Annotated in this window: 21 protein-coding genes; 12 read left to right on the top strand and 9 right to left on the bottom strand. The window is 72.6% G+C overall.

Annotated elements, in window-relative coordinates; translation table 11 throughout:
* Positions 1-16: 16 nt before the first annotated feature.
* From DMB42_RS46815 to DMB42_RS46795, 5 genes are all read right to left on the bottom strand, one after another.
* On the bottom strand, positions 17-622 hold the full coding sequence (locus DMB42_RS46815; RefSeq protein WP_125646694.1) for a response regulator transcription factor: 606 nt from the start codon (positions 620-622) through the stop codon (positions 17-19).
* 34 nt (positions 623-656) lie between these two features.
* The gene (locus DMB42_RS46810; RefSeq protein ID WP_125646691.1) at positions 657-1,790 is read right to left on the bottom strand and encodes a sensor histidine kinase; all 1,134 of its coding nucleotides are present in this window, start codon (positions 1,788-1,790) and stop codon (positions 657-659) included.
* Positions 1,787-2,797 carry a hypothetical protein gene (locus DMB42_RS46805; protein WP_125646688.1) on the bottom strand — a complete coding sequence of 337 codons (1,011 nt, stop codon included), beginning with the start codon at positions 2,795-2,797 and terminating at the stop codon, positions 1,787-1,789. The genes DMB42_RS46810 and DMB42_RS46805 overlap by 4 nt, the downstream gene beginning before the upstream one ends.
* Before the next feature lie 312 nt (positions 2,798-3,109).
* Positions 3,110-4,303, bottom strand: coding sequence for a hypothetical protein (locus DMB42_RS46800; protein ID WP_125646685.1), 1,194 nt, complete (start codon positions 4,301-4,303; stop codon positions 3,110-3,112).
* A gap of 117 nt (positions 4,304-4,420) precedes the next feature.
* Positions 4,421-6,061, bottom strand: coding sequence for a bifunctional UDP-sugar hydrolase/5'-nucleotidase (locus DMB42_RS46795; protein WP_125646682.1), 1,641 nt, complete (start codon positions 6,059-6,061; stop codon positions 4,421-4,423).
* Positions 6,062-6,173: 112 nt separating this feature from the next.
* Here DMB42_RS46795 and DMB42_RS46790 point away from each other — a divergent pair, with 112 nt between their 5' ends.
* From DMB42_RS46790 to DMB42_RS46755, 8 genes are all read left to right on the top strand, one after another.
* Entirely contained in the window at positions 6,174-7,037 is an 864-nt protein-coding gene (locus DMB42_RS46790; RefSeq protein ID WP_125646678.1) for a MurR/RpiR family transcriptional regulator, read from the top strand.
* Between the two features lie 8 nt (positions 7,038-7,045).
* The gene (locus DMB42_RS46785; protein ID WP_125646675.1) at positions 7,046-8,275 is read left to right on the top strand and encodes an extracellular solute-binding protein; all 1,230 of its coding nucleotides are present in this window, start codon (positions 7,046-7,048) and stop codon (positions 8,273-8,275) included.
* Positions 8,266-9,150 (top strand): carbohydrate ABC transporter permease, encoded by an 885-nt coding sequence (locus tag DMB42_RS46780; protein ID WP_125646673.1) that lies wholly within the window; start codon positions 8,266-8,268, stop codon positions 9,148-9,150. Before DMB42_RS46785 ends, DMB42_RS46780 begins: the two co-directional genes overlap by 10 nt.
* Complete coding sequence (locus DMB42_RS46775) at positions 9,147-9,950, top strand: carbohydrate ABC transporter permease (RefSeq protein WP_221762677.1); 804 nt, start codon at positions 9,147-9,149, stop codon at positions 9,948-9,950. Before DMB42_RS46780 ends, DMB42_RS46775 begins: the two co-directional genes overlap by 4 nt.
* A 10-nt stretch (positions 9,951-9,960) precedes the next feature.
* Positions 9,961-10,707, top strand: coding sequence for a sugar isomerase domain-containing protein (locus tag DMB42_RS46770; protein ID WP_125646670.1), 747 nt, complete (start codon positions 9,961-9,963; stop codon positions 10,705-10,707).
* Complete coding sequence (locus tag DMB42_RS46765; RefSeq protein WP_125646667.1) at positions 10,704-11,729, top strand: hypothetical protein; 1,026 nt, start codon at positions 10,704-10,706, stop codon at positions 11,727-11,729. The genes DMB42_RS46770 and DMB42_RS46765 overlap by 4 nt, the downstream gene beginning before the upstream one ends.
* Positions 11,729-12,652 (top strand): BadF/BadG/BcrA/BcrD ATPase family protein, encoded by a 924-nt coding sequence (locus DMB42_RS46760; RefSeq protein WP_125646664.1) that lies wholly within the window; start codon positions 11,729-11,731, stop codon positions 12,650-12,652. Before DMB42_RS46765 ends, DMB42_RS46760 begins: the two co-directional genes overlap by 1 nt.
* Before the next feature lie 151 nt (positions 12,653-12,803).
* The gene (locus DMB42_RS46755) at positions 12,804-13,823 is read left to right on the top strand and encodes a DNA-binding protein (RefSeq protein ID WP_125646661.1); all 1,020 of its coding nucleotides are present in this window, start codon (positions 12,804-12,806) and stop codon (positions 13,821-13,823) included.
* A gap of 13 nt (positions 13,824-13,836) precedes the next feature.
* Here the strand turns inward: DMB42_RS46755 and DMB42_RS46750 are convergent, their stop codons facing one another.
* Positions 13,837-14,451, bottom strand: coding sequence for a TetR/AcrR family transcriptional regulator (locus DMB42_RS46750; protein WP_125646658.1), 615 nt, complete (start codon positions 14,449-14,451; stop codon positions 13,837-13,839).
* 120 nt (positions 14,452-14,571) lie between these two features.
* Between DMB42_RS46750 and DMB42_RS46745 the strand changes: the two genes are divergently transcribed.
* The 3 genes from DMB42_RS46745 to ligA all read left to right on the top strand — a co-directional run bounded on the left by DMB42_RS46745 (position 14,572) and on the right by ligA (position 20,843).
* Positions 14,572-15,384, top strand: a complete 813-nt coding sequence (locus DMB42_RS46745) for an SDR family NAD(P)-dependent oxidoreductase (RefSeq protein WP_125646655.1) — start codon at positions 14,572-14,574, stop codon at positions 15,382-15,384.
* 95 nt (positions 15,385-15,479) lie between these two features.
* The gene (locus tag DMB42_RS46740; protein WP_185845233.1) at positions 15,480-18,623 is read left to right on the top strand and encodes a BTAD domain-containing putative transcriptional regulator; all 3,144 of its coding nucleotides are present in this window, start codon (positions 15,480-15,482) and stop codon (positions 18,621-18,623) included.
* 129 nt (positions 18,624-18,752) lie between these two features.
* Positions 18,753-20,843, top strand: coding sequence for an NAD-dependent DNA ligase LigA (gene ligA, locus DMB42_RS46735; protein WP_125646652.1), 2,091 nt, complete (start codon positions 18,753-18,755; stop codon positions 20,841-20,843).
* A 123-nt stretch (positions 20,844-20,966) separates the two neighbouring features.
* Here the strand turns inward: ligA and DMB42_RS53855 are convergent, their stop codons facing one another.
* The 3 genes from DMB42_RS53855 to DMB42_RS46725 all read right to left on the bottom strand — a co-directional run bounded on the left by DMB42_RS53855 (position 20,967) and on the right by DMB42_RS46725 (position 22,148).
* Entirely contained in the window at positions 20,967-21,107 is a 141-nt protein-coding gene (locus DMB42_RS53855; RefSeq protein WP_185845232.1) for a hypothetical protein, read from the bottom strand.
* Positions 21,108-21,131: 24 nt separating this feature from the next.
* The gene (locus DMB42_RS46730; protein WP_125646649.1) at positions 21,132-21,743 is read right to left on the bottom strand and encodes a hypothetical protein; all 612 of its coding nucleotides are present in this window, start codon (positions 21,741-21,743) and stop codon (positions 21,132-21,134) included.
* Between the two features lie 171 nt (positions 21,744-21,914).
* Positions 21,915-22,148, bottom strand: coding sequence for a hypothetical protein (locus DMB42_RS46725; RefSeq protein ID WP_221762676.1), 234 nt, complete (start codon positions 22,146-22,148; stop codon positions 21,915-21,917).
* A 44-nt stretch (positions 22,149-22,192) separates the two neighbouring features.
* On the opposite strand from DMB42_RS46725, the gene DMB42_RS46720 reads away from it, so the two are divergent.
* The gene (locus tag DMB42_RS46720) at positions 22,193-22,501 is read left to right on the top strand and encodes a hypothetical protein (RefSeq protein WP_125646647.1); all 309 of its coding nucleotides are present in this window, start codon (positions 22,193-22,195) and stop codon (positions 22,499-22,501) included.
* Positions 22,502-22,504 lie beyond the last annotated feature (3 nt).

The following is a 22,504-nucleotide window of genomic DNA, read 5'->3' as shown; positions in this document are numbered from 1 at the left end:
CGGCGTCCTCGGCGGCTCAGAGCCAGCCGGCGTCGCGGCAGATGCGGATCGCGTCGATACGGTTGCGCCCGCCGACCTTGCTGATCGCGTTCGACAGGTAGTTGCGGACGGTGGCCTGCGACAACGAGAGCTGGGTGGCGATCTGCGCGGTGCGGATGCCCGACGCGGCGGCGCGCAGCACCTCGGTCTCGCGGGTGGTGAGCGGGCTGCTGCCGGTCTCCAGCGCGGCGGCGACCAGCTCGGGGTCGATCACCCGCTCGCCGCGGGCGATGCGCCGGATGCCGTCGGTCAGCGTCTGGGCGGGGGCGTCCTTGACGATGAAGCCCCTCGCGTGCGCCTTCAGCGCGCGCAGCAGGTTGCCCGGCTGGCTGAGGCCGGTCAGCACGAGCGTGCGGCAGGCGGGCAGCCGTTGCGACAGTTGCTCGGCCGCCGACAGGCCGTCCAGGCCGGGCAGGTCGATGTCGAGCACCGCGACGTCCGGGCGTACCCGCAGGGCGGTGGGCAGCACCTCATCGCCGCGCTCGATCTCGGCGCGGATCTCCATGTCGTCCTCCAGCGACAGCAGGGCGACCAGGGCCGAGCGGATCATGTGCATGTCCTCGGCGATCAGTACGCGGATCACGTGTCTTCCTCGGGAACCTCGATCAGTACGCGGATCACGTGCCTTCCTCGGGGACCTCGACCGACAACCGGAAACGACCGTCGTGGACGGCGGCGGCCGACGAACCGGACGCCGCGCGGGCGCGTTCGGCCACCCCGGCGAGCCCCGTCCCCGGGCCCGCGACGCCGCGCACGCCGTCGTTGACGATCTCCAACCGTACCGTGCCGCGGTCGCGGGCCACGGTGATGGCGCAGGTCCTGGCCTCGCTGTGGCGCAGCAGGTTGGTGGCGCCCTCGCGGATCGCCCAGGCCAGCGCGTCGTGTGCGGGCCCGGACAACGGCGGCAGGGCGGCCACGTCGAGCCGGGTGTCGACCCCGGCCGCGCCGAGCAGGGCCGCCGCGCCGTCGATCTCGGTACGCAGCGACACCGCCAGCTCGTCGCGGGTGATCGCGCGTACGTCCCTCAGGGCGTCGCGGGCCACGCCGGTCAGGCTCTCGATCTCGGCACGGGCCGCGCCGGCGTCCTTGGCCAGCAGCCGCAGAGCCAGGTCGCCCTTGAGGGAGATCACCGACAGGCTCTGGCCGAGCAGGTCGTGCAGGTCGCGCGAGACCCGGATCCGCTCCTCGCCGACCGCGGCGGCGGCCAGCTCGGCCCGGGTGGCCTCCAGCTCGTCGAGCAGCAGCACCAGCCGGGCCCCGGCGACCAGGGCCCCGCCGAACACCATGAGGCCGAGCAGGGGATAGACGCCCGAGAGGAGGGCCTGAGGGATCGTATGGGCGTGCCACACCTTGGTCACCTCCATCACCGGGACGTGCAGGATCTGGGCGCACGCCGCGACCGTGCGTACCGGGCCGCGCAGCAGCATGACGATCGAGGCCAGAGAGAAGACCGCCACGGCCTCCCACTGGGAGCCGAGCCACCACAGGGGGACGTTCGCCAGCAATATGAGGGCCGTCAGGGTCCAGGGCCAGCCCGCCGGACGCGCGCCCCGCGAGGCGGCCAGGCTGTGGCGGAGCTGGAGCGCGAGGGCCACGAGGACCACCGGCGTCGCCAGGACCGGGTCCCCGGGCGAGCCCTCCATGCCCATGCCGATGTAGACCGGCACCTGGGCGGCCAGCGGCAGGTGCAGCGCAATGAAGGGCCGGTGCGGATGCCGCAGCACCCACGCGGGCGGGATCTGCGGGGTCATGCCGGCACCTCGATCGTCTCGGCCACGTCGTCGGCGCGGACCTCCAGGAGCACCCGGCCGCCCTCGACGGTGGCGGAGATCGTGCACGCGCGCACCCCTTCGGCGCCGAGCAGGCGGGTGACCGCGGCGCGCAGGGCCGTACGGGGGTGCGGCGGGATCGTCTCGGGGACCCCCTGCCGGGGCAGCTCAAGCCGGGTCTCGACGCCCGCCGCCGACAGCAGGGTGGCCGCCGTCTCCAGCTCGGCCCGCAACGACGGTTGCCGGTAGCCGCGTACCCGCCGCCTGGCCTCGGCCAGGGTGCGCCGCGAGTCGTCGGCGAGCCCGCTCAGCTCCTCGGTCAGCGCCACGGGATCGGCCGGGCCGGGGGTCAGCGCCGCGGCGACGCGGTCGCCGCGGGCGGCGATGGAGGCCAGCGCGCCGCCGAGCGTACGGCGCAGGTCGTCGTCGATCCGGCGCCGCTCCTGCGCGACCGCCTGCTGGGCCAGCGCCTCCCTGGCCGCCTGCAACCGGGTCAGCGCCGCGGCGAGCCAGACGAGCAGCAGCAGCGCCCCGCCGCCGCACAACACCGAGAACGCCACCCACGCCGCCGACTGCCACGGCAGGTCCAGCAGGAGCGCCGCCGGCGCGGCCACCGCCACCAGCCCCGCGAAGACCAGGTACGACCACGGCGCGGGCAGCACCAGCAGGGCCGACACCACGAGCCCGGCGTAGGCCCGCGGCCACATGTTCCCGGCCAGGGGCGTGACGCCGAGCACGATGACGGCCATCGCCGTGAACGTCCACCGTCCGGCCGGCGGGCGGACGGCGCGGGCGGCGTACCAGACGTGGCGCAGGTGCAGCGGGAGGTAGGCCGCGGTCGCTGCCAGGCTCCACAGGCCGTTGTGGCCGTCGTTGCCCTCGTAGCTGAACGACAACGTCACCTGCAGCAGTGGCAGCAGGGAGCTGCACGCGACCGCGGCGACCGGCGCGAGCCGGACGATCCGGTCGGACCGCCAGAACTCGGCCACTTTGCCCACCGCCCGTCGACGTCGCCCGGCTGACCAGGGTAGGGGGCCGGGGCGGGTGGCGGCACCGTCGGGCAGCCGGGGCCTGGCGGTGGTGAGCGGCAGGGCCATGAGGTTCCCGTCGCGGTTCAGACCGCGGACGGCGGGAGACCGGCGATCGGCTCTGCGGGCGAGGTCTGCATCGCTGCCTTCCTCCAGGTGGTGGTCGAGGGCTCAACCCTGTACCTGGAGGCCGGCGGCGAACAGATGCAAATGTCACCAGATGAGCGGTGAATCGCGCGGCGTCAGCTCACCTCGCGCACAACCATCACGTGGTCAGCTCACCTCGCGTACGGCCAGCCCGTGGTCGCCGCCCGCGGCGATGAACGTGAGCCCCGCCCCCCAGGCGTTCTTGAACGGCGGCATCGGCACCGGGACGCCGGTCCCCGTCTGGCCGGAGTTGTACTGACCCCAGCCGTACGCCTCGCCGCCGCCGGTCAGGGCCAGGCCGAAGGCGCAGCCCGCGGCCACGTCCTTGACGTCCGACAGGCCCGGGACGAGCTGCGGCTGCTTGACGACGGTTCCGGTGAAGGCCACCTGGGCCTCGGTGTTGTCGCCCCAGCCCCACACGTTGCCCGATCCGTCGACCAGGTAGCTGTGCCGGCATCCGGCGGCCACCGCCCGCACCTGGCCGTACCGGCCGACGACGTGCACCGGGCTGTAGGCCGCGGTGACGGAGGTGGTGCCGTTGCCGAGCTGGCCCGAGTTGTTGGCCCCCCAGGCCAGCAGCGTGCCGTCGGCGCGTACGGCCAGCGAGTGGTAGAAGCCGGCGGCGATGTCGTAGACCGGCCCGCTCTCCCCGCCTAGGCCGGGCAGCACGGTAGGACCGGCCTTGGCCACGCCGGTGCCGTCGCCGAGCTGGCCGCGCGAGTTGTCCCCCCAGACCAGCACGGTGAAGTTGTCGCGCAACGCCATGCTGTGGAACCAGCCGGCCTCGATGTGGGTGATGCCACGCAGCTCGCCGACCTGCTGCGGGGTGGCGTACGAGCCGCCGAACGAGCCGAGGCCGAGTTGCCCGGCGTAGTTGGTCCCCCAGGCCCAGACGTGGCCGTCGCCGGTACGGGCCAGGCTGAACCCCCATCCCGCGGCGACCTCGACGATGCCGCTCAGCCCCTGCACCTTGACCGGGACGTCGCTGTCGGTGTGGCCGCCGTCGCCGAGCTGGCCGTTGTTGTTCTGCCCCCAGGCCCAGACCGAGCCGTCGGCGGCGATGGCCAGCGAGTGGGTGAGGCTGCCGGCGACCTCGGTGAAGCCCTGCTCCTCGGCGCGTACCTTGACGGGGAGCTGCTGGTCGGCGTACCCGCCGTCGCCGAGCTGCCCGAAACCGCCCTTCCCCCAGGCGATGGCGTGCGTGGCGGGCGGGGCCGCCGCCTGGGCCGGTACGGGTGCCGACAGGGCGGTGACCGCCACGACGGCCGCCAGCAGGGCGCCCAATCGTCTGCCGAGCCTCCTCGGGGTGGAGAGCTGCATCTGACCTCCTCATGGTCGGGCGCCGCCATCGGACGACGGCGCCTCAGACCATGGGCGTTCCAGATCGTTCCATCCCGTTCCATCCGGGCCCGCCCGGCGGACGGGCCCGGGAAGCGGCTAGTTCACGCGGGTGACCCGGCCCAGGGCGGGGACCGGCAGCGGGCTCTTGGCCCGGATGTAGGACTCGAACGCCTCGATGTCGCGCACCTTCTCGACCCGCTCGGTGCCCTCGGTCAGCACCGAGAAGCCGTCGCCGCCGCTCGCGATGAAGGAGTTGGCGGTCAGGCGGTACTTCGCGGCCGGGTCGACGACGGTCCCGTTGAGCTTGACGGTCGCCGGGTCGATCTTGTCGCAGGCGGGCTTGGCGTTGTCGTAGGTGAAGGTGAGCCCCTGCGAGACGCCGAGCACGCGGGCGACGGACTGGCCGCACCACTGCTGCTCCAGCAGCCGTTCGAGCTGGGCGCCGGTGAGCGTCATGGTGACGAGCATGTTGCTGAACGGCACCACGCGCAGCGCCTTGCCGTGCGTCACCAGGTTCGACATCTCGTTGCCCGTGGGATTGACGATCAGGTCGCCGCCGATGCCGCCGCCGTAGGGCGGCTGGATCGCGATCTGGGCGCCGCCGTTCTCGGGGGCGGAGGTGGCGAACAGCCGGCCGTCGGCCAGGGCGTAGGCGATGGTGGACTCGCCGACGGTGTTGCGCTGTGCGGTGAGGTCGCGGCTGAGCAGTCCGACGGGCCGGTCGAGCAGCTTCTGCGCCTGCTCGTCGGTCTTGCGGCGCAGGGCCGCGATCCGGGCGTCCGGCTTGATGTCGTGGGTGACCGTGATGTTCTCGGCCTTGGACGAGGTCGGGTTGCCGGTCGCCCGGTCGACGGTCAGCACGATCTTGGTGACCTCGCGTGTGTGCGCCGAGGTCTGGGTGACCGGGATGCCGTTGATGACGCAGTTGTACGGGTTGTGCGTGTGCCCGGAGATCACCGCGTCGACCTCGGGGTCGAACTTCTGCACGATGTCCTTGATCGGCCCGGTCAGGTTGTTGCACTCGTTGGGCAGGCCGCCGCCGGCCTGTCCGCCGCCCTGGTGGATCAGGACCACGATGGTCCGCACGCCCTTGGCCTTGAGCTCGGCCGTGTACTTGTTGACCGCCTCGGCCTCGTCGCGGCCCTCCAGCGGCTTGGTGGGGCCGGGAGCCTCGTTCAGCGCGTTCTTGAAGTCGACGCCGATGATGCCGACCTTGACGCCCTTGACCTCCTTGACGATGTACGGCGTCAGCGCGGGTTTGCCGGTGGTGGTGTCGACGATGTTGGCGCCCAGGTACGGGAACTCGGCGCCCTTGAAGTTCGGCAGCGCGCAGCCGTCGATCGGGTGGCAGCCGCCGTTCTCCATCCGGCGGAACTCGTCGATGCCCTCGTCGAACTCGTGGTTGCCGACGCTGGAGGCGTCCAGGCGCATCATGTTGAGCGCCTGGATGCCCGGTTCGTCGTGCAGGGCGGTGGCGTTCATCGTGCTGGAGGAGAAGTTGTCGCCGGCGGCGAGCCGCAGTGTGCCGTCGGGGTTGTCGCGCTGGAGCCGGTCCATGTGGGCGGCCAGGTACTCGGCGCCGCCCGCCTCGACAGGCCCGGACGGCGTCATGGCGAAGCTGGTCGGGAAGCCCGAGTGGAAGTCGTTGAAGGCCAGTAACTGAAGGTCCACCGAGTCGGCCTGGGTGGGCAGCAGGCTGGTGCTCCCGAGCACCAGCGCCATGAGGAGGTTCCGCATGGCGTCGAAAGTGACATACTCCCAACACTCCGCACAAGGGGGAAATTTTCTAACATTTGGCGTTCAATGTGAACTATTGACATCACATCGGGAAAGCGAGATTGTTCCTCCCATGTCACCGATCCTGGCCAGAATCCGAGGAGTCGAGCCCACCCTCACGGCCACCCACCGGCGCATCGCCGAAGTGATCTTCGCCGAGCCCGACGGCGTGGCCGCCTCGACCATCAGCGAGCTGGCGGAGCGGTGCGGCACCTCGCTCACCACCGTCACGCGCTTCTGCCGCGAGCTGGGCCTGGCCGGTTACCCCGAGCTCAGGCTGGCGCTGGCGGCCGAGCTCGGACGCAACGACGCCACCCCGCGCGAGCCGGGCCTGATCGCCTTCTCCCCGGACGACCCCACGAGCCTGGTGCTGCGCAGCCTCCTGGCCAGCGACATGCGCGCGATGGAGGAGACCGCGGCCCAGCTCGACCTCGACTCGGTGGACCGGGCCGCAGCCGCCCTCGTGGGCGCCCGGTTCATCGACTTCTTCGCGGTGGCGGGCAGCGCCGGTGTGGCCATGGACCTGCACCTACGGCTGCACGCCATCGGCCGGCCCGGCGCGCTGTGGACCGACGTGCACAGCGCCGTCTGCAGCGCCAACGCGCGCGACCACCAGGACGTGGCACTCGGCATCTCCCACACGGGCACCACGGCCGAGGTGGTCGAACCGATGACCATCGCCAAGGAACGCGGCGCCACCGCCATCGCCGTCACCAACTTCCCGCGCAGCCCGCTGGCCGAGGCCGCCGACATCGTCCTGACCACGGCCGCGCAGGACACCCCCTTCCGGGCCGGCGGGGTGGCCGCCCGCCACACCCAGATGCTCGTCCTGGACTGCCTCTACATCGGCGTCGTCCAGCGCACCCTCGAGACCAGCAACCAATTGCTGACCGCCGCCACCGAGGCGGTCGCCAAGCACCGCCTGCCCCCACGCTAGGAGCCCCCATGCGCCTTGCCGCCGCCGCTGTCGCCTTGGCGATGGCGGTCACCGCCTGTGCCCCTTCGGCCACCCCCCGTACCGAGGAAGGCAAGATCACCCTCTCCGTCTGGGGGTGGGGTCCCGACGCGAACTACGACAAGATGTTCGCCGAGTACGAGAAGTCCCACCCCGGGATCGACGTCGACGCCCGCGCCTTCACCACCGCGACCGAGTACGACACGATCCTGTCCACCGGCCTGGCCGGCGACCAGGGGCCCGACCTCGCCTGGCTGCGCGCGGGCGCCAACCTGCAACCCCTGGTCGAGGCCGGCCGGCTGCTCCCGCTCGACGACGTGCCCGGCCTGGCCGCCTACGATCCGAACGTCCTGAGCTACGCCAAGGGCGACAAGGACGGCAAGGTGTACGGCGTTCCGTTCGCCCAGCAGACCCTCCAGGTGATCTACAACAAGAAGATCTTCGCGGACAACGGCATCACCCCGCCGAAGACCTACGACGAGATGATCTCCTCCGCCGAGAAGCTGAAGGCCAAGGGGATCGTGCCGTTCGCGTTCGGCGGCAAGGACGACTGGATGTTGCCGATCGTGGCCAGCATCTTCGGCACCGCCACCTGGGGCGGCAACGAGTTCCTCGCCGATGTGAAGGCCAAGAGGAAGAAGTTCGCCGACCCGCGCTTCGTCGAGGGCATCGACCGGCTCAACAAGCTCAAGCCGTACTTCCCGGAGGACATGGCCGGCGTCTCCTACACCGACGCGCAGATCCTGTTCTCCTCCGGCAAGGCGGCCATGTTCCCCGGCGGCCTGTGGGAGCTGAACTTCTTCGGCGAGAACGCCAAGGGCGTCGAGCTGGGCGTCTTCACCCCGCCCACGCCCGAGGGACCGGGGCTCATGCCCGGCTTCACCGACGGCTCGTACGGCGTCAACGTCAAGACCAAGCACAAGGCCGAGGCCCTGAAGTTCGCCGCCTGGCTGGCCTCCAAGGAGTACGGCCAGCTCTTCACCGACACCTTGCGCATCTTCTCCGCCGTGCCCGGCGTCACCCCCAAGGACCCGCTGCTCAGGGAGGTGTCCACCACCTTCGGCCAGCACGGCGCGACCTACTTCATGAACGAGTTCGCCTACGGCAACCCCTCCTCCGCCGCCGTGTTCTCCAAGGCGCTGCAGGAGATGTTGCTGGGCCGCGTCACCCCCAAGCAGGCGGCCGAACAGCTCGACAAGAGCGTGTCCGGATGGCTCTAGGTTCGCGGCGGGGATCGTCGTACCTGTTCCTGATCCCCGCCTTCCTCCTGTACTCGATCTTCGTGGTCTACCCGCTGTTCACCGGCCTGAGCTACAGCTTCTTCTCCTGGAAGGGCACCCTGCGTGACGGCCCCGCCGGGCTGGACAACTACGCCGGCCTGCTGTCGGAGGCATTCCTCGACCACCTCCTGCCGGCGCTCGGGCACAACTTCCTGCTGTTCGCCGGCTCCATGCTGGTGCAGAACACGCTGGGCCTGCTCTTCGCGCTGGCGCTGTCGCGGGCGCGGCGCGGCAAGCGGGCGCTGCAGACCATGTTCGCGCTGCCGTACCTGGTCAACCCCCTGGTCATCGGCTACCTGTGGACCCTGCTGCTCAGCCCCTCCTTCGGCCCGGTCAACATGTTGCTCAAGCCGCTCGGCCTGGCGATGCCGTGGCTGGGCGACCCGGACACCGCGCTGCCGACCGTCATCCTGATCACCTCCTGGCAGTGGGTGGGCTTCCCGATGTTGTTGTTCAGCGCCGCCCTCGGCGGCATCCCCCAGGAGTACGCCGAGGCCGCCAGGACCGACGGCGCCGGCCCCGGGCAGGTGTTCTGGCGCATCACGCTGCCGCTGCTCAAGCCGGCGATGGCCACGATCACCATCCTCAGCTTCATCGGCAGCATGGGCACCTTCGCCCTGGTGTACGCGCTCGGCGGCTCCAACGGCAGCCCGGCCGGCGCCACGGACGTGCTCGGCCTGCTGTTCTACCGGACGGCCTTCGCCTCGGGCGACGTCAACGCGCTGGGCACCTCGTCGGCGCTGGCGGTCTTCATGTTCACCTTCATCTTCGGCTCGACGCTGCTGCTGGAGCGGGTCCTCAGGAGGAAGGCGTGAGGGCGCTCGGCATCAGGATCCTGCTCTGGGGCTACGCCGCCTTCTCCATGGCGCCGCTGCTCGTCATGCTGCTCAGCTCGCTCCGGCCGACCAGCGAGATCTTCGACCGGCCGATCGGCTGGCCCACCGGGTTCGGCAACTACGTCAAGGCGTGGACGGAGGCGTCCTTCTCCACGTACGTGGTCAACTCGGCGATCGTCGTGGTCTGCTCGGTGTTGCTGGGGGCCGTGGTGTCCTTGCTGGCGGCGTACCCGCTGGGGCGCCGGGAGTTCAAGGGGCGCGGGCTGTTCGGCGCCTACTTCATCTCCGGCATGACGTTGCCCGCCCATCTCGGCGTGCTGCCGCTGTTCTACCTGCTGGAGAGCATGGGGCTGGTCGACTCGCTGACCGGGCTGATCCTGGTCTACGCGGCCGGGTCGGTGCCGTTCAACGTGTTCGTGCTGACCGCGTTCTTCCGCCAGCTCCCGCACGAGCTGGACGGGGCCGCCGCCCTGGACGGCGCGGGGCCGTTCGCGACCTTCTGGCACGTGATGCTGCCACTGGTACGGCCCGCGCTGGCGACCGTGGTGGTCTTCCAGTTCGTGCCGATCTGGAATGACTTCTTCTACCCCCTGGTCCTGATGCGGGACGAGAGCAAGCTGACCCTGCCGGTCGGCCTCACCCACTTCTTCGGCCAGTTCCAGAACGACTGGGGCACGCTCTTCGCCGGCCTGGTGATGACGACGATCCCCCTGGTCGTGCTGTTCGTCCTGGCCACGCGCCAGATCGTCGCCGGGCTGACCGCCGGCATGAACCGTTGAGGACACTTTTATGGATCTTGTGATGGCTTTCGCCGACGAGGCACGCGCCCGATTGGACCTGTTGGCGGGCGAACAGCTGCCCCTCATCAGACGCGCGGGCACGCTGATCGCCGCCACCGTGCGCGCCGGCGGCGTCCTGCACGCCTACGGAACAGGACATTCCGAGGCCGTGGCGCTGGAGGTCGCGGGCCGGGCGGGCGGGCTCATCCCGACCAACCGGCTCACCCTGCGCGACCCGGTGGTGCTGGGCTCGGCCGATCCCGGCGCATTCGACCCGCTGGCCGAGCGTGACCCGCTCACCGCGCACCAGGTGCTGGCGTTGCACACGGTGGAGCCGTCCGACGCGTTCCTGATCGCCTCCAACTCCGGCGGCAACGGCTCGACCGTGGAGATGGCCCGGCTGGTCAAGGAGCGCGGCCTGCCGCTCATCGCGATCACGTCCCTGGCCCATTCGACCGCCATCACCTCGCGGCATCCGTCGGGGGAGCGGCTGTTCGAGCTGGCCGACATCGTGATCGACAACCTGGCCCCGTACGGCGACGCCGTCCTGCCGACCGAGCACGGCCCGGTCTGCGGCATCTCCTCGATCACCTCGGCGCTGATCGTCCAGCTCATGGTGGCCGAGGCGATCGGCGAGCTCCGGTCGGACGGCGCGGTCCCGCCGGTCTACCTGTCGGCCAACATCCCCGGCGCCGACGCGCACAACGACGCCCTCGTGGCCCGCTACGCCGGCCGGATCAGGACCGGTGCGCTGTGAACCTGACCATCGCCGTCTTCTGGCCGCCCCCTCCCCACGAGACGACGGCCGCCCGCTACCGGCAGATCGCCGAGGCCGGGATCGACCTGGTCATCACCGGCAACTACCTCGCCGACCGCATCATCCTGCGGCACACGCTGGCCCTGGCCGAGGAGGCCGGGCTGGGCGTGCTGGTCGCCTCGGACCCGCGCGTGGACGTGCTCATGCGCGACCTGGACGTGGACCCCGCGCCGCTGCTCGCCCAGGTCGTCGACGACTACCGAACGTTCCGCTCCTTCCGGGGCGTCAGCCTCATGGACGAGCCGGAGGCCGGGCAGTTCGCGCGGGTGGCGGAGGGGGTCGCCGCCGTACGCGCGGCGGGCGCGTTCGCCTACAGCAACCTGCTGCCGAGCCACGCCACCGGGCCCTACGACACATATGTGGGGGAGTTCGCCCGGCTGGTCCGCCCCGACGTGCTCTCCTTCGACCGCTACCCGTTCCTGGCGGACGGCTTCGACGAGGGCTACTTCGGCGACCTGGTCACCGTCCGTGAGCACGCACGCCGGGCCGGGCTGCCCGCCTGGATGCACGTCCAGACGCTGGCCTACGACGGCCACCGCGAGCCGTCGGCCGCCGAGCTGGCCTGGCAGGTCAACACCGCCCTGGCCTACGGGTACACCGGCATCCAGTACTTCACCTACTGGACGCCCGACCCGGCACGCGGCGAGGGCTTCCACCCGGCGCTCATCGACGGCGACGGCGTCCCGACCGAGCGCTACGGCATCGTGCGCGACCTCAACCTCGGCTGGCTGCGCCCGGTGGCGGCCGAGCTGACGGAGTGGACGTCGGTCGAGCACACGGGCGACGTCCTGGTCGGCCATTACGGCGAACGCCGGCGGTTCGTCTGCAACGCCCGCTTCGACCGGCCGGTCGAGGTCACGATCGACGGGATCACCGAGTCCTTCGACCCGGCGTCCGGCTCCTACCAGGCGTGCGGGCCGGTCCTCACGCTCGCGCCCGGCGCGGCGCGGCTCGTCCGGTGATGTTGTTCGCCGGTGTGGACGCCGGCGGCACCACCACCCGCGCCGCCGTCCACGCCGCGGACGGCACCAGGCTCGGCCACGGCACCGCCGGTCCGGGCAACCCGGCCGCGCACGGCGCCACGGCCGCCGCCGCGGCGATCGGGCAGGCCCTGCGCCGCGCGCTCGACGGCCTGGACCCGCGCCTGGTGGCCGCCTCCGTGGCCGGGGTCGCGGGCGGGGACGACGACTTCGCCCAGGTCCTGGGACGGGTGTGGGCCGAGTGCGGCATCCCCGAGCCGCCGCGCACGGCCGGGGACGTGGAGGTCTCGTACGCGGCCGGGACCGCCGCGCCCTCCGGCACGCTGCTGCTCGCCGGGACGGGCGCGGCGGCGGCCCGGTTCTCCGGCCGCGCGGTCACGGCGGTCGCCGACGGGCTCGGCTGGCTGCTCGGCGACGAGGGCGGCGGGTTCTGGATCGGCCGGGCCGGGGTGCGCGCGGCCGTCCGCGCCCTGGACGCCGGCCTGCCGTACGGGCCGCTGGTGGAGCTGGTCAGCGGGCACTTCGGCGTGACGGGCGAGCCCCGGCGGCGGGCCGACGGCATCGTACGGCTGGCGCAGGCCGACCGTATGCTGCTGGCCGCCGCCGCGCCGCTGGTCACGCGGGCGGCGGCGGCCGGGGACGGGGACGCGGCCGACATCGTCGCCGAGGCGGCGCGGCGGCTGACCGCGACGGCGGCCCGGCTGTCCGGCGAGGGGCCGATCGTGCTGGCGGGCGGCGTCCTGGCGGCGGACGGCCCGGTGCGTACGGCGGTCCTGGCCCGGCTGGCCGGGCGGGAGGTGACGACCGCCCGCGACGGCACGGCCGGGGCGTGCTGGCTGGCCGCCCTCGACCGGCTGGGCGACCGGGCCGCCCACGACCGCTTCACGGCCCCCCACGGAAGCTGACGCGACCTGGGCCTTCCGCCTTCGGTCGTACGCGGGCGCGACCGTGCTGCCGGGGGAGTAGTCCCAGGTGTCTCCTCCGGGACGACGACCGGCCGCGGCCCGTACGGCGATGATCGTGACTCCGCCGAACCCCCGCCCGGAAGGACGCGTCATGTCATCGCTCATCCGTCATGTCACCCCGATCCCCCAGGAGCGCGCCAAGGGCCTGCTGGCCCAGGTGTACACGCAGGTGGACGCCGAGTTCAGCAGCATCGGCCCGGCGGTGGCGATGATGTCGCCCGCGCCCGAGCTGATGGCGGCGGGCTGGTCGCTCATGCGCGAGTCCCAGCTGGCCGGCGAGGCGTCCGCGGTGGACAAGACGCTGGTGGCGCTGGGCGCGGCGCGGGCCAACGGCCTGGACTACGACGTCGAGGCGTTCCTGGCCGTGCTGCGCCTGCTGGGGGAGGCCGAGCTGGCCGAGGCCGCCGGACGCGGGGAGCCGCCGGCGGACCCGGACCGCGCGGCGCTGCTGGAGTGGGCCGCCTCCACCGGGCTGGCGGCGCGCGAGCCGCTGGAGGCGCCGTTCGCCGGGGCGCGGGCCGCGGAGTTCCTGGGCACGCTGCTGTTCACGCACTTCATCGACCGGGTGGCGGCCGCCATGCTGCCCGCCGGGCTGACGCCGGGCACGCTGGACCCGGCCGACCTGCCGCCGTTCGAGGGGGCTCCCGTCCTGCGGGGGCCGGGTCAGGACCTGCGCCCCGGCACCACGCTGCCGCTGCTGGACGGGCTGCCCGCGCAGGAGCCGCCCGCGTGGGCGGACGGGTTGCCGATCGGGCGGGCGTACGCGGCGCTGGCCGCCACGGCGGCCCAGGGCGCGGGGTTGCTGACGCCCGCCGCCGCCGAGACGGTGTCCCGGGTGATCGCCGAGCACCGGGGCCGCCGCCTGCCCGAGACCGGGCCGCTGGAGGAGCCGCTCGCGGCGCTGCCGGAGGAGGAACGCGCGGGGGCGCGGGTGGCGATCCTGGCGGGCCTGGCCCCCGAGGCCGTCACCGACGAGCAGGTCGCGGACTGGCGGGCCACCGACCGCCGGCTGAGCGACCACTGCACCGTCTACCTGCTGGCCCACGGCGCGATGACCGCCGTCACGCACATCGAGGCCGACCTCACCCGTACGGCTCCGGGCGGGCGTTGACCACCGCCGGGCCTCAGGGGCGCAGCGCCTTGAGCGCGAGGTCGACCAGCGCGTCGGCGTACTGCGGGGTGAGCGGGCCGGAGCGCAGCAGCCAGCGCTGGTAGAGGGGGGCGTAGATCAGTTCGAGCGCCAGGTCGAGGTCGGCGTCGGCGGCGATCTGCCCGGCACGCTGGGCGCTGCGCAGGCGGGCCTTCTTGGCCTCGTCGACCGGGGCCGCCAGCTTGTCGCGGTATTGGGCGGCCAGTTCGGGATCGTTGACGATCTCCAGGTTGAGCGCCCTGATCGGCGCCTCGAAGCCCGGGTCGGCGAACTCCGCCACGGTGGCCCGCATGACGGTCTTCAGATCGGCCTCGATGTCGCCCGTGTCGGGCAGCACCACGCTCCCGTCGCCCCCGTCGCTCGCGTCGCCGCCCTCGCTCAGCGCGAGGAAGGAGTCGAAGACCACGGCCCCCTTGGAACGCCACCACCGGTAGATCGTCTGCTTGCCGACGCCCGCCCGCGCGGCGATCGCCTCGATGGACACCTTGGCGTATCCCACCTCGGAGACCAGTTCCCTGGCCGCCTGGAGGATCGCCTGCCGGGAACGCTCGCTGCGGCGCGCGGGATCGGGCTTGTTCACGCCGGCCATGATACCCCACCGACGAGACGATACGGTTCGTCTTGACAAGACGACCGGGCGTGCTGGCACACTGTGGGCACACGGCGAGACGGACCGTCTCGTCTTGGCTAGTCGAGGAGGCGAGAACGCATGCGCGTTTGGTTCATCACGGGTGCGTCCCGGGGTCTGGGCAGGGCGTTCACGGAGGCGGCACTGGACCGGGGCGACCGCGTCGTCGCCGCCGCCCGGAACGTCGAGCCGCTGGCCGAGCTGGAGACCCGGCACCCGGGCGCCCTCGTACGGCTCCCGCTCGACGTCGCCGACCGCGCCGCCGTCCGGGAGGCCGTGGACAAGGCCGCGGCCGCGTACGGACGGCTCGACGTCGTGGTCAACAACGCCGGCGGCCTGCTGTTCGGCATGCTGGAGGAGGCCACGGAGGAGCAGGTCAGAGCCCACTTCGACGTCAACCTGTTCGGCGCGCTCTGGGTCACCCAGGCAGTGCTGCCCTACCTGCGCGCCCAGGGGTCGGGACACATCCTCCAGGTCACCTCGATGGGCGCGGGCGGCGGCGTCGCCTCGGTCGGCCTGTACGCGGCGGGCAAGTCCGCGCTCGACTCGATCACCCAGGCGCTGGCCATGGAGGCCGAGCCATTCGGGATCAAGGTCACCAATCTGCAGATGGGCGGCTACGACACCGGCCTGTTCACGCTGGGCACCACGACCACCGAGCCCGACCCGATCTACGACGGGCTGCGGGCCGAGCTGGCCGCGATGTGGGGCGAGGACGCCGGAGTGCCGCCGAGCGACGCCGCGCCCGTCGTCATGGAGCTGGTCGACCTGCCCGACCCGCCGCGCCGGCTGATCGTCGGCGGCGTGTCCTACGACCTCGTCAAGCAGATGGACGAGGCCCGCCGCGCCGAGTACGAGGCATGGGAGCACCTCAGCCGCAAGGCGGCGGGCTGAGCCCCCGCCCGCCGATCCCCCTTCCGACCTGCGGCGACGGCAGGCGGACGGCGGAGATGGACGGGGCTTCGCCGCGGTTCCGGCACAATTGCCGTGTGCGAGTCGGATTGCTCGGGCCGTTCGAGGTCCGAAACCCCCAAGGGGCCATGGTCGAGGTTCCCGGCGTTCGGCTGCGCGCGTTGCTGGCCGCCCTCGCCCTCGAACCGGGCCGGATCGTCACGCGTGCGAGGCTGGTCGACTGGATCTGGGGGCAGCGCCCGCCCGCCGACGAGGTCAACGCCCTCCAGGCGCTGGTGTCCAGGCTGCGCAGGGTGTTGCCCGAGGGCGTGATCGAGGCCGACTCCGGCGGATACCGGCTGGCCGTGCCGTCCGCCGCCGTCGACGTGTGCCGGTTCGAGCACCTGGTCGGCCAGGCCCGCGCCGCCGAGCCCGCCGCCAGGGCCGACCTGCTGCACTCGGCCCTGGCCCTGTGGCGCGGCACGCCCATGGCCGACATCGCGTTGCAGGACAGCGACACGTTCGACGCCGTGGTCGCCCGCCTCGACGACCTTCATCTCACCGCCCTCGGCGACCGCATCGACGCCGACCTCCGCCTCGGGCGCGGCGCGGAGCTGGTCAGCGAGCTGACCGGGCTGGTGGCCGCGTACCCGCTGCGGGAGGGGCTCGTGGCGGCGCTGATGCGGGCGCTGGCCGAGGCCGGGCGCGGCAACGAGGCGCTGACCGTCTACCAGCGCACCCGCGAACGGCTCGCCGACGAGCTGGGCGCCGATCCGTCGGCCGAGCTGTCGGCGCTGCACACCGCCCTGCTGCGCGGCGAGCTGGGGGAGCGGGCCGACACCCGCAGGACCAACCTGCGCGCCGAGCTGACGACCTTCGTCGGCGAGCACGACGACGTCGCCGCGGTCGCCGCCCTGGCCGCCAGGCACCGGCTGGTCACCCTGACGGGGGCGGGCGGCTCCGGCAAGACGAGGCTGGCCGCCGAGACCGCCCGTACGATGCTGGCCGAACTGCCGGACGGCGCGTGGCTGATCGAGCTGGCCGCGGTCGGAGCGGGCGTCGAGCTCGCGCAGGCCGCACTCACCACGATCGGCCTGCGCGACCAGGCGCTGCTCGGGAGCGGGCGCGGCGGCGACTCGATGGACCGGCTCGTCGCCGCGGTCCGCGAGCGCTCGATCCTGCTGATCCTCGACAACTGCGAGCACGTGATCGAGGCCGCCGCCGCCTTCGCCGACCGGCTTCTGGGGGAGTGCCGCGGCCTGCGCATCCTGGCCACCAGCCGCGAACCGCTCGGCATCACCGGCGAGGTGCTCTGGCAGGTCGAGCCGCTCGCGCTGCCCGCGCCGGGCGCCACACCCGTCGAGGTCGGGGCGTCGCCCGCCGTACGGCTGCTGCGCGACCGCGCCGACCTGGTGCGCAAGGACATCGGCGCCGACGCCCACACGCTGGCGGCCATGGCGCGCATCTGCCGGGCGCTCGACGGGATCCCGCTGGCGATCGAACTGGCCGCGGCCCGGCTGCGCACGATGTCCGTCGACCAGCTCGCGCGCCGGCTCGACGACCGCTTCCGGCTGCTGACCAGCGGCAGCCGTACGGCGCTCGCCCGGCACAAGACGTTGCGCGCGGTCGTCGACTGGAGCTGGGACCTGCTGAGCGAGGCCGAACGCGGCGTGTTGCGCCGGATGTCGGTGTTCTCCGGCGGGGCGAGCCTCGACGCGGCCGAACGGGTGTGCGGCGACGAGGCGTCCGCCGGGGAGCAGGTCTTCGACGTGCTGACCGCGTTGACCGAGAAGTCGCTGCTGCTCGCCGACGGCGAGGGCACGCCGCGCTACCGCATGCTCAACACCATCAGGGAGTACGCCGCCCACCGTCTCGACGAGGCCGGGGACGCCGAGGCGGCACGGCGGGCGCATCTCGCGTACTTCACCGAGCTGGCCGAGACGGCCGACTCGCACCTGCGCCGGGCCGAGCAGTTCGAGTGGCTTGTCGTGCTCGACGCCGAGCACGACAACGTCATCTCGGCCGTGCGCTGGGCGATCGCCGAAGGACGGGCCCACGAGGCGATGCGGCTGGTCGGAGGCGCCGGCTACTACTGGTTCCTCAGCGGCCACCGCGCCGAGGGCGCGGAGCTGAGCATCGCGGCGGCCTCGCTTCAGGGTGAGGTGCCCGACGAGGTACGAGCGCTGGCGTGCCTGATGGTGGCCGTGTTCGTGACGTCGGGGGTCGGCGGCGACCAGTACCAGGCACGGGAGTGGATCCAGGAGGCCCATCGGCTGACCGAGCGCAGCGGATCCCGCCACCCCCTGCTCGGCTTCGCCGCGCTGCTGGAGCGTACGCTGGCGGGCCCGACGGCGTTCCTGCCCACGGTCGAGCCGCTGATCACCAGCGGCGACCCGTGGGTGCGCGCGCAGGCCAGGCTCACCCGTGGCCGGTTCCGGCTGACGCTCAGCGCCGACGAGACCGGCGTCGACGCCGACAGCGAGACCGCTCTGGCCGAGTTCCGCGCGCTGGGCGACCGGATGGGCATCTCCCTGGCGCTGGCCTTCCTGGCCGACCGGCTCGCCATGCGCGGCGAGTTCGCCCGCGCCTGCGACCACTACGAGGAGGCGGCCGTGGCGCTCACCGAGGTGGGCGCGACCGAGGACGTGGTCGGCGTCCGCGCGCGGCAGGCGCAGCTCTACTGGCTGCTCGGCGACGAACGGTCCTGCGCCTCGGCCATGGCGGAGGCCCAGCGGTACGCCGACGGGATCGTCTGGCCCGACTCGCTCGCCGAGCTGGCCTTCGCGCAGGCCCAGCTCGCGCGCTGGCGCGGTGAGCCGGCCCAGGCGTACGAGCACCTGGCCACGGTGCGGGCCAAGATGGACCACCTGGAGCGGGCCGGTTCCGTCCAGGCCAGGGTCATGGACCTGAAGGGTTACCTCACCGACGACCTCGCCCTGTCCCGCACCTACCGGGCCGAGGCGTTGGACGCGGCCATGGAGCACATGTTCCCGCCGATGATCGCCGACGTGCTGATCGGCATCGCCGACCTCGCGCTGCGCCAGGGCGAGTACGAGCAGGCCGCCCGGCTGGTCGCGGCGAGCGACGGCGTACGCGGCACGTCCGACCGTTCGCAACCGGACGCCGAGCGCATCCGCGCGGAGACACGCGACCGCCTCGGCGAGACCCGGTACGCCGAGGCGACTCTCGACGGGCAGCGCCGGGACTTCCGCGAGCTGGCCGAGATCACCCTCACCTCGTGACCGCCCCCCGGCCCTCGCCGCGGCGGGGGCCGGGGGATGGCGGAACGTCACCTCCGGCGACTCCGCGGCGACGGTCCCGGGCCCTGGTCAAGGGCCGAAACTGTCAGTGTCACCAGGCATGATGTGACTATGAGCGACGCCCCTCCCTACACCGCCCTCGCCGACGAGACGGCCTACGCCGAGGCCGTGCAACTGGCCGTGGACTCCGCTGCCGCCTACTACGCCGACGGCACGTCCACCCTCGACGACGACGCCTACGACCGGCTCGTGCGCGGCATCCAGGCGTACGAGGAGGCCCATCCCGAGCAGGTGCTGCCGACCTCGCCGACGGGCAAGGTGGCGGGCGGCGCGGTCGTGGGCGACGTGCCGCACACCGTGCCGATGCTCAGCCTCGACAACGTGTTCGGCGCCGAGCAGCTCGCCGACTGGGCCGCCTCGGTCGAGCGCAGGCTGGGCCGCCCGGTCACCGCGTGGAGCGTCGAGCCCAAGCTCGACGGCCTGGCCATCTCCGCCCGCTACCGCGGCGGCCGGCTGGCCCAGCTCGTCACCCGCGGCGACGGCACGGCGGGCGAGGACGTCTCCCACGCCGTCGGCACCATCGTCGGCCTGCCCGAGCGGCTGGCCGAGCCGGTCACCGTCGAGCTGCGCGGCGAGGTCATGATGACGACGTCGCAGTTCGAGGAGGCGTGCGCCAAGCGTTCGGCGCACGACGGCACCACGTTCGCCAACCCGCGCAGCGCCGCCGCCGGCACGCTGCGCGCCCAGGACCGGCCCTACGTGTGCGAGCTGACGTTCTTCGGCTACGGCGCGCTGCCCGCCCCCGGCGACGACTCCGACCTCGCGACGCGCCTGCGCGAGCTGCCGCACAGCCAGGTCATGGAATGGGTGGCCGGGCAGGGCGTGCAGACCACCGCCGTCACCGCGGTCGCCGGCATCGTCACCGACACCCTGGAGCGGGTGCAGGAACGCGTCGGCGAGATCGCCGCGGCCCGCGCCGGGCTGCCGTTCGGCATCGACGGCATCGTGATCAAGTGTGACCTGGCCTCCGACCAGGCCGAGGCCGGGTTCAGCTCGCGCGCGCCGCGCTGGGCGATCGCCTACAAACTTCCCGCGACCGAGAAGATCACCAAGCTGATCGGCGTGGAGTGGAACACCGGCCGCACTGGCGTCATCGCCCCGCGCGCCGTGCTGGAGCCGGTCGAGCTCGACGGCAGCGTCGTCACCTACGCCACCCTGCACAACGTCGCCGACATCACCCGGCGCGGCCTGATGCTGGGCGACAGCGTGGTCGTCTACAAGGCGGGCGACGTGATCCCGCGCGTGGAGTCCCCGGTGGTGCACCTGCGCACCGGCGAGGAGCGGCCGATCCCGATCCCGCAGGTCTGCCCGATCTGCGGCGACGCCATCGACAGCTCGCAGGAGCGGTGGCGGTGCGTGCGCGGCCGCGACTGCCAGGCGATCGCCTCCATCGTCTACGCCGCCGGCCGCGACCAGCTCGACATCGAGGGCCTGGCCGAGAACCGCATCAAGCAGATGCTCGACGGCGGCCTGATCACCGACTTCGCCGACCTGTTCTTCCTGACCCGCGAGCAGTTGCTCGGCCTGGAGCGCATGGGCGAGACCAGCACCGACAAGCTGCTGGCGGCGTTCGAGCAGGTCAAGGGCAGGCCACTGAGCCGGGTGTTCGCCGCGCTCGGCGTACGCGGCACCGGCCGGTCGATGAGCCGCCGCATCGCCCGCCACTTCGGCACGATGGAGGCCGTCCGCGCGGCCGACGCCGAGGCGATCCAGGCGGTCGAGGGCATCGGCCCGGAGAAGGCGCCGGTCGTGGTCGCCGAGCTGATCGAGGTCGGCCCGCTCATCGACAAGCTGGTCCGGGCGGGCGTCAACATGACCGAGCCGGGCTGGACGCCCCCCGCCGACGGAACGCCGTCCCCCGAAGGAGCGGCGGCCGAGCCGACGACGGTCGACCTGCCGCTGACCGCCATGTCGGTGGTGGTCACCGGCGCGATGACCGGCCCGCTGGCCGAGCTGTCGCGCAACGAGGTCAACGAGCTGATCGAGCGGGCCGGGGGCAAGGCGTCCTCCAGCGTGTCGGCCAAGACGTCCCTGCTGGTGGCGGGGGAGAAGGCCGGCTCCAAGCGGGCCAAGGCCGAGAGCCTGGGTGTGCGGATCGTGACATCGGAGGAGTTCGCCGCACTCGTCGGCTCCTTTCTCTAGCTCCATGAGCCAAAGCAGGCGCCGTGGAGACGAGCTGCCACCACGACATTGCCCCCAGTGGTGACGGCTTGAGCGCCATGCTCAGAACCTGCGGTCGCGGGTGGCCTCGGCCGGCCGCGCGCGTCATGGTGTCGTCGCCAGCGGCGCCTGCCAGCAGCGCCCGAGCGTGTCGACCGGCCAGTCCTTGCGTCCGGTCTGCCACAGGTCCAGCACGCGGCCCGCGCGGTGGTGGGTCGGCTCGGTGTACGGGCTGCCCGTGGTCACATCCGGGTCAGGCGCACCAGCGCGTTACTCCGGGACGCAGTGCACGAGGGAGTAGACGTTGAGCAGCCTGTCCGTGGGGTTCTTGGCCCTGACCTCGTAGCTGCGGGGTTTGCCGTCGGAGTCGAACACCAGGGCCGCCTTGGACACGATGACGTCCGGCACGGCCGCCTGGTTGTACCAGTCAGTGATCTCGTAGCCGCCGCTCACCGCGATTTGCCCGCGCAGGCACTTGCCGATGTAGGACCCTTCGGTGTGCGGATGCAGCAGCTTGCTCAGAGCACCCTCGAATTGGCCGTCGAACGGGTTCGGCCCCTCAGGACCCGTGGGTCCGGCAGGGCCCGCAGGACCAGTGGGGCCCGCAGGACCCTGCTGGTTCCATGTGATGACCCGCTCCCCGGCCGCGCATCCCTCCGGACCCGGCTCGCCGGTGGGCGCCAGTTCCGTCTGCGTCGTCGGGGAGGGCGACGGGTTGGCCGTGGGCCGCGCGGTGCTGGGAACGCGCAGCGTGCCGTTTGACGTGACGCACGCTGTGATCACACCGTCGGAGGCCACCACCCCGGCGACCGCCACCCCCGAGCCTCCCACGATCAGCCCCGCCACCGCTCCGACCGCCAGCATGGTCTTCCTGCCGCTCATCGTGCCCCTTCCTGCCGTATGACGACCCCACGCCGTCGGGATGACGCCCACCCTTGTGCATGGCACTGGTAACCGGCTTGGAAGTCACTGCGATCTTCAGGGCGTCCGAGCGATCACCCGAAAGATCTTGAGCCGGTCGGGGTGTGCTTCGGGTTCGATCGGCGGATGGCCTCAGGGAGCCGGGAGCTGGTCAGTGGGGGTGCCCTCAGCGGCTGCGAGGGTTTTGTGGACGACGCCGACCGAGACCTTGACGCCGGCGGCGATGGTGCGGATGGATTCCCCGCGCTCGCGGGGGGCGAGGATGGCGGCGCGTTTGTCGGCGTCGACCACCGGCCGGCGGCCGCCGACCCGGCTGCGGGCGGCGGGCCGCCTCCAGGCCGTTCTTGGTCTTGCGGACGATGTCACGGCGCCGCCTGGGCCGCCGCGGTTCGGCATGGACGAAGTTCGTCATGCACACCCCGCACATCACCGGGCCCCGCTCGAAGCTCCCCGGGCCGCCGGCCAGGTCGGCGGCGCGCCGGTCGTGGCGCGGTACGGCCAGGAGGATCACGACGATCCGGCCCGCGGCGGTGCTCTACGCCCTCGCGCTGGAGCTGGTGTGGCTGCCCTTGCGGACGGCGCTACCGTGGATGATCCACATGATCATCCTGGAGCGCACGCTGGTGGCCGCGTTGATCGCCGGGCCGGCCACGGCCCTGGCGGCCCGGTTGCTGCCCGTCCGGGGGAGCCGGTCACCGCCGAACCCGTACGGGGGGTGAGGC

Origin of the sequence: Nonomuraea sp. WAC 01424, assembly GCF_003947315.1 — a bacterium.
In the GTDB taxonomy this organism is placed as follows: domain Bacteria; phylum Actinomycetota; class Actinomycetes; order Streptosporangiales; family Streptosporangiaceae; genus Nonomuraea; species Nonomuraea spiralis.
Note: the sequence above shows the minus strand (reverse complement) of the source record. Positions and strands in the feature narration are given on the sequence as shown.